At 57.6% G+C, this 5,754-nt stretch carries 4 protein-coding genes; 3 read left to right on the top strand and 1 reads right to left on the bottom strand.

Features of this window, described 5'->3' with window-relative positions:
• Positions 1-106 precede the first annotated feature (106 nt).
• A complete protein-coding gene (locus AYR66_RS21490) occupies positions 107-1,123 on the bottom strand; it encodes a hypothetical protein (RefSeq protein ID WP_088709201.1) in 1,017 nt (338 codons plus the stop codon).
• A 205-nt stretch (positions 1,124-1,328) separates the two neighbouring features.
• Between AYR66_RS21490 and AYR66_RS21485 the strand changes: the two genes are divergently transcribed.
• The 3 genes from AYR66_RS21485 to AYR66_RS21475 are packed head-to-tail and all read left to right on the top strand — an operon-like array spanning position 1,329 to position 5,600.
• Entirely contained in the window at positions 1,329-3,899 is a 2,571-nt protein-coding gene (locus AYR66_RS21485; protein ID WP_088709200.1) for a type VI secretion system Vgr family protein, read from the top strand.
• The gene (locus AYR66_RS21480; RefSeq protein ID WP_170942234.1) at positions 3,896-4,777 is read left to right on the top strand and encodes a DUF4123 domain-containing protein; all 882 of its coding nucleotides are present in this window, start codon (positions 3,896-3,898) and stop codon (positions 4,775-4,777) included. Before AYR66_RS21485 ends, AYR66_RS21480 begins: the two co-directional genes overlap by 4 nt.
• Before the next feature lie 4 nt (positions 4,778-4,781).
• Positions 4,782-5,600 (top strand): DUF3304 domain-containing protein, encoded by an 819-nt coding sequence (locus AYR66_RS21475; RefSeq protein ID WP_088709198.1) that lies wholly within the window; start codon positions 4,782-4,784, stop codon positions 5,598-5,600.
• Positions 5,601-5,754: the final 154 nt, after the last annotated feature.

Raw genomic sequence — 5,754 nt, 5'->3', positions numbered from 1 at the left:
GCGAGCGAGCTGCTACCGCCAGTCGGAGTGTTTCATGCTTTCGCTCGCTGGTTTATGAAACGGGCGGGTCATGCCGCACTCGCGGCATGACCGTGGACCCTATGCCTTACTGCAGGTTGATGGTGAACGCACCGGCGGCGCAGGTGGCCGAGTAGGTGTAGTTCAGGTTGGTCGCGCCGACCAGTCCGCTCTGTCCGGCGAGTGACTGGTTGATCGACGAGTTGCCGGTGCCGCAGGAGCCGGCGGCGATGCCGCTGATGCAGTAGTTGATGTTGAGCGGCACGGTGAAGCCCTGTGCGCTCACGGACCCCTGCACATTCACGCCGCAGGTGCCGGTGCCGCCGCCCGCACCGGTGCCGGTGAGGTTGAAGCCATTGCCGTCAAAGTTGAAGGTCACGGCCGAGCCCGGGTTGATCGACGCGTACGCGCTGTTGAAGGCGCTGGAGAAGGCCGCAAGCTGCGCGGAGGTGAACGTGGTGTTGGTCACCGTGTCCAGCGTCTTGTTCTCGGTCTGCATGTACTTCGACACACCGCGCAGCACCTGGCCGTAGGCGTCGGTGGTGCCGGTCACGGACGGCAAGGTGGTCGCGATGTTGACGTTGGTAAGCTTGAACTGGGAGGCAATCTTGGTCGCGGAAGTGTTGAACGCGGCCGAGGTCACCGTCCCTCCGGTGCCGAAGGCGGCGGTGTAGGCCATCGTGGTGAGCGGCGTCACGATGCCGGTCACGCTGCCGCCACCGGCATTGATGACCACCTTCATCGGCGAGGACAGGCTGGTCGTCGCATTGGTCGCTTCATCGGTATAGCTGCCGCCGCTGACTTCCACGATTACGTCACCGGTGAAGGGTACGTTCACGGTATAGGCGCCGCTGGCATTGGTGGTCGTCGTGCCGAGGGTCGCGCCGGTGGCCGCGTTCTTCACGGTGACCGTGGCATTGGCGACCGGCCCCTTCACTGCGGAACCGGAAATCGTAGTGGTCGTCGTCGTTCCGGTTCCCGTACCCGTCCCGGTGCCGGTTCCCGTGCCGGAAGCCGCCGTGGTCGAATCTCCGCCGCCGCCGCATGCGGCGAGGATGATTGCCGCCGATGCCGATGCGAGTGCTGCCCATGCCGATTTCTTCATGCTTGCTCTCCCTGTGGATGTTGAATCTCTTTTGGCTGCGAAAATTCAGAGTAGGTCGATAGTTACAAATTGTAAAGATTCAAGTTGGCATCGAATTTAGCTAAATCGGTGCTATGCGAAAACATGTGCTGCTACCTGGACATTGCACTTTTGTTAATTCTGGGATATCGTCGCCGGCACCAATTTGTTACCAAATTGACAATCAATGCCTGCTGCCTTTCCCCTTCCCGTGCTGCCCGATGCCTTGGCTTTCGCCCAGTCCGACCGCCTGTTCACGCTGTCCTTCGCCCCCGGCTCCGGCATCGACGAAGGCACGCTGCTGCCGCAGGAACTGTCAGGTGAGGAAGGGATATCGGAAGGCTTCACCTACACCCTGACTTGCCTGTCTTCCGATGCCTTCCTGGAGCTGAAGCAATTCATCGGCTTGCCGGTGCAGGTTTCCTTGCTGACCGACGGCGGCGAAGAACGCGCGCTGTGCGGCCTCATCACCCGCGCCGAATTCGGCGGCTCCGATGGCGGCTTTACCCGCTATGTGCTGACGCTGCAGGATCCGTTTGCTGTCCTGGCGTTGCGCGTAAACAGCCGCGTGTTCCAGGATTTAACGGTCCTTGAGTTTGTGTCCGTGCTGCTGTCCGAACATCGGCAAAGCAATCCGGTACTTGCTTCCTGCTTCGACCTCGACGACCGCTGCATCGGCGAACATCCGGTGCAATCCTGGGTCACCCAGTACAACGAATCCGACACGGCCTTTATCTGCCGCTGGCTCGCGCAAGAAGGCATCAGCTGGTACTTCGAACATGGCGAAGCAGGAGAGCCGGGTGAGCATCCGAAACTGACCCTGGTGCTGTTCGACGACGTCTCCGCACTGGAATCCGTCACTGCAGCCAAGATCCGCTTCCACCGCGACGACGGCACCGAACCCGAAGACAGCATCACCGACTGGCAAGGTGCAAGGACACTGCAACCCGGCGGTATTGAACGCGCGAGCTACGATTACAAATCGGTGGTCACCAGCGTAAGAAATGACGGCGCCGGCATCGACCAGGGCGAACATGGTTCGCAACTTTCTTCGACGCTGGAAGACTACCGTTACGACCCGCACCACAGCGCCAACGACGAAGACGATTACGCCCGCTACGGTAACCTGCGCATTGGCGCCCATGAATTCGCGAGCAAGCATTTCACCGGCAAGGCCAGCCACCGCGAATTGATGGTCGGCCGCCATTTCGAACTGGCCGAGCATCCGGTGCATGAGCAGGATGCGCCGGAAGACCGGCAATTCACGGTACTACGCACACGCCTCGTCGCCCGCAACAACCTGCTGCAGGGAGAAGACAGTGAGCCGGTGTATCAAGCTGATTTCGATGCCTCGCGCAAACACATTCCCATCATCCCCGCCTTCAGCAGCACCGAACATGCCAAGCCGACCGCACCCACGCTGTTGACCGCGACCGTCGTCGGTCCGCCCGGAGAAGAAATCCACGTCAACGACCTCGGCTGCATCAAGGTCAAGATGCCGTTCACCCGCAGCCAGGACCATGGTTATGCGGAGGGCGCCGGCGCTTCCGGCACCGACCGCGATTCGCTCTGGATCCGCGTCGCTCAACCCTGGACCGGCAGCCAGTACGGGCAGGTGTGGATTCCCAGGATCGGCGATGAAGTCTTGATCCAGTTCATCAACGGCGACATCGACCGCCCGGTCGTCACCGGTTCGGTCTACAACGGCACACACAAACCCGCTGCCTTCTCGGACTCAGGCAACCTCCCTGGCAACAAGGCACTGTCCGGCATCAAGAGCAAGATGGTCAAGGGCAGGGGGCTCAATGAAATTGTCTGGGATGACAGCACGAATGAGCAGCGCATCCGTGTCGCCACCGACCATGGCAAGACGGCACTCAACCAAGGCTATCTCGTGCATCCCAGACGCGAAGGCAAAGGGGAACCGAGGGGAGAAGGATTCGAGCTAAGAACCGACCAGTATGGAGTGATCCGTGCAGGCAAGGGCATGCTGCTCAGTACCGATGCGCGGAACAATGAAACAGGCAACCACCTCGACAGCAAGGAGCTGACGAACCAGCTCAACTCCAACCTCGAGCTGTCAAAGACCTTGTCCGACGCGGCGAAGGGCCACAACGCCGATCCGCTGCAAGCGAATGAAGAAGCGGAGCGCCTGATCAACGTTGCGAACAAGACGTACACGCAGCAAGGCGGCACTGGCCAAAAGGCGGAAGTGCCCGGCTATGAAGAACCGCTGCTCGCGTTCTCCAGCCCGGCAGGCATCGTCAGTGCGACACCGAAGAGCCATGACATCGCTGCCGGCGAACACCTCCATCTATCGAGCCAGCAGGACACGAATATCGCCGTGGGCAGGAACCTGTCGATGGCGATCAAGGAAGCATGGAGCGTTTTTGTCGCCAAGTCCGGCATCAAGCTATTCGCAGGCGAAGGCAAGGTGCAAATCCAGGCGCAGGATGATGAGATCGAGGCGATTGCGAAGAAGGACATCAGGATCACCTCCGTCGCCAGCGATATCGACTTCACTTCGGCAAAGAGTATTCGCCTGACGGCGGGAGGATGCCAGGTAGAGATTGCAGATGGTCGAATCACGATGAAGGCGCCCGGGCCGATCAACATTCACGGCAGTGTGAAGAATCTCACTGGCCCGGCCAAGGTTGATCCAGTCGTGCCAGAACTTCCAGGTCACGACATCTGTATTGCATGTCTGATGAAAGCAGCGCAATCGGGCAGCCCGTTCGCACGGAGGTATGCGGAATGACGGACACTCGCCTTGGCTTGCAAGATACGGCCGCAGCCGAAATCGAAGTTGCCCTGCGCAGCAAGCTGATTCAATACCCGCAAAGTGACTGGTACGCACTTGTCGATGCCGCACAGATAGCGGATTTTGGCAAATCGATCCGACGTGCTCCGTTGAAAAGCACCCAGCATATTTCGTTGTTCAATGCCATCCGCCCAGAGACCAGGAACACAGATGCCGGCGCTGGCGCTGCACCCTACCTGGTCAGTCTAGGAAAAGGTCCATCCGCTGCCCATGCCATCGCCTATATGGTCCAAAATGCCATGGAAACCCACGCCATCTCCTGGCTGGCGTCGCCCTTGCCGATACAGGAACTCGCACGCCGCTTAGGTTCCCGTACCGAAGCCCAACTAAGCGGCAACATGGAAGTGCTCCTGCGCTATTACGACACGCGCGTCCTCCCTAATGTCCTGTCGGTATTGACGCCCGGCGATGCAGCGATCTTTTCAAGCATCGCCAATGCATGGTGGTACGTGGACCGCGATAACCGGTTGTGCTCCTATGCGTGCAACTTCACAGAAAACGACGCCTTCGTACCACCAATTGCATTCAGCCAATCGCAGGAAGACATGCTTACCGATCTGGCTTTCCCGGACACCGTACTGGCACACCTGAAAGAAAGTCAGAACGACCTCATTTCGCGCCTGGGAAGGGGAGAACAGCATGCATTCGTCAAGCGCCTGATTGCAAGAACCAGAGCACTTCAATTGAACAGCATTGCAGAAATACTCACCTGTTGTGTTATCGCCTTGATGGAAGGTGAGGAAAGCCTGGAAGACATGTCCATGAAAGAGAGAGTTTCCTCATTCGCTGGAAACGACGCCATGACGGAGAAATAATCCGATGTTTTTGCATCAGTTCACACGACGCGGTGTAGCCGCACTTCTGCTTGTTTCATTTCTCAGCCTGCTTGTCATGGGCTGCGGCCGGATCGGTGGCATGGATCAACCAGCCAATCGCCCGTCCGCACTTGTCGGCAAATACATTCTCAACGGCCAAAGCGAAGCGGCATCCGAAATCGAGCTGTTCGCGAACGGGAAGTTTGTCTATGGAATGGTATACGGAGGACTTGATGAAGGTGCCGAAGGCACTTGGAGAGGCAACGACAAGCAAGTGATTCTTGAAGTGGACAGCAGCCGGCCAGGCCAGGTTGCGCTACCTCCAAGCGGAAAACTAGAGCTACAACGCGACAAGGACAGACTGATCATGTCGCGCAATGACAATGACGTTGTCTATGTCAAGGCGATTTCAAAGACAGAAATGGATGAAATGCTTCGGACTGTCAAACCGGGGAAACAGATAAAAGTGGATTTGGTTGGGTACAACTACACCGACAAGTACATACAGAGCTTTAACGTTAGTGGGTATGGGGGTGGGCATATTTTCCTGAGCTCCCCCACGTCCGGAGGCGGCGGGCCATATTGTTGCTTCTATTACATTGAAGGTATTGGTTTCCCGTACGAAGTTGAAGTCAAATGGACAAACAACGCTAGCGAGGGCCCCTGGAAAACAGCGAAGGCTCTGATTCCTGAACCTAAGATTAGGGTGCCGAAAATGCTCGAAGTGCATATCTTTCAAGATGAGCACGTTGAGGTTGAACTGACGGATTGGTATTCGCCGCCAAGAGTAGAACTTCCACGAAAGAACAACTTCGAGAGATAAATATGACATCGCCTATTGTCTCGATACCAGTTCATGCCTCTGCTTCCTCAGCAACTCAGGCCGGTGTGGAGTCCGCTACGTCTGTAGATGCACGAATCGCCCAGCTACGAAAGCAAACTGAAAATAAGCCAAGATCATCCGCTATTGCTGATTG

This window comes from Noviherbaspirillum denitrificans (assembly GCF_002211445.1).
Lineage (GTDB): Bacteria > Pseudomonadota > Gammaproteobacteria > Burkholderiales > Burkholderiaceae_D > Noviherbaspirillum > Noviherbaspirillum denitrificans.
This window is presented reverse-complemented; position numbering and strand designations above follow the sequence as displayed.

Bases quoted from the DNA above. Each gene is read 5' to 3' on its own strand.
- AYR66_RS21490 (WP_088709201.1), bottom strand. From the start codon at position 1,123: ATGAAGAAATCGGCATGGGCAGCACTCGCATCGGCATCGGCGGCAATC.
- AYR66_RS21485 (WP_088709200.1), top strand. From the start codon at position 1,329: ATGCCTGCTGCCTTTCCCCTTCCCGTGCTGCCCGATGCCTTGGCTTTC.
- AYR66_RS21480 (WP_170942234.1), top strand. From the start codon at position 3,896: ATGACGGACACTCGCCTTGGCTTGCAAGATACGGCCGCAGCCGAAATC.
- AYR66_RS21475 (WP_088709198.1), top strand. From the start codon at position 4,782: ATGTTTTTGCATCAGTTCACACGACGCGGTGTAGCCGCACTTCTGCTT.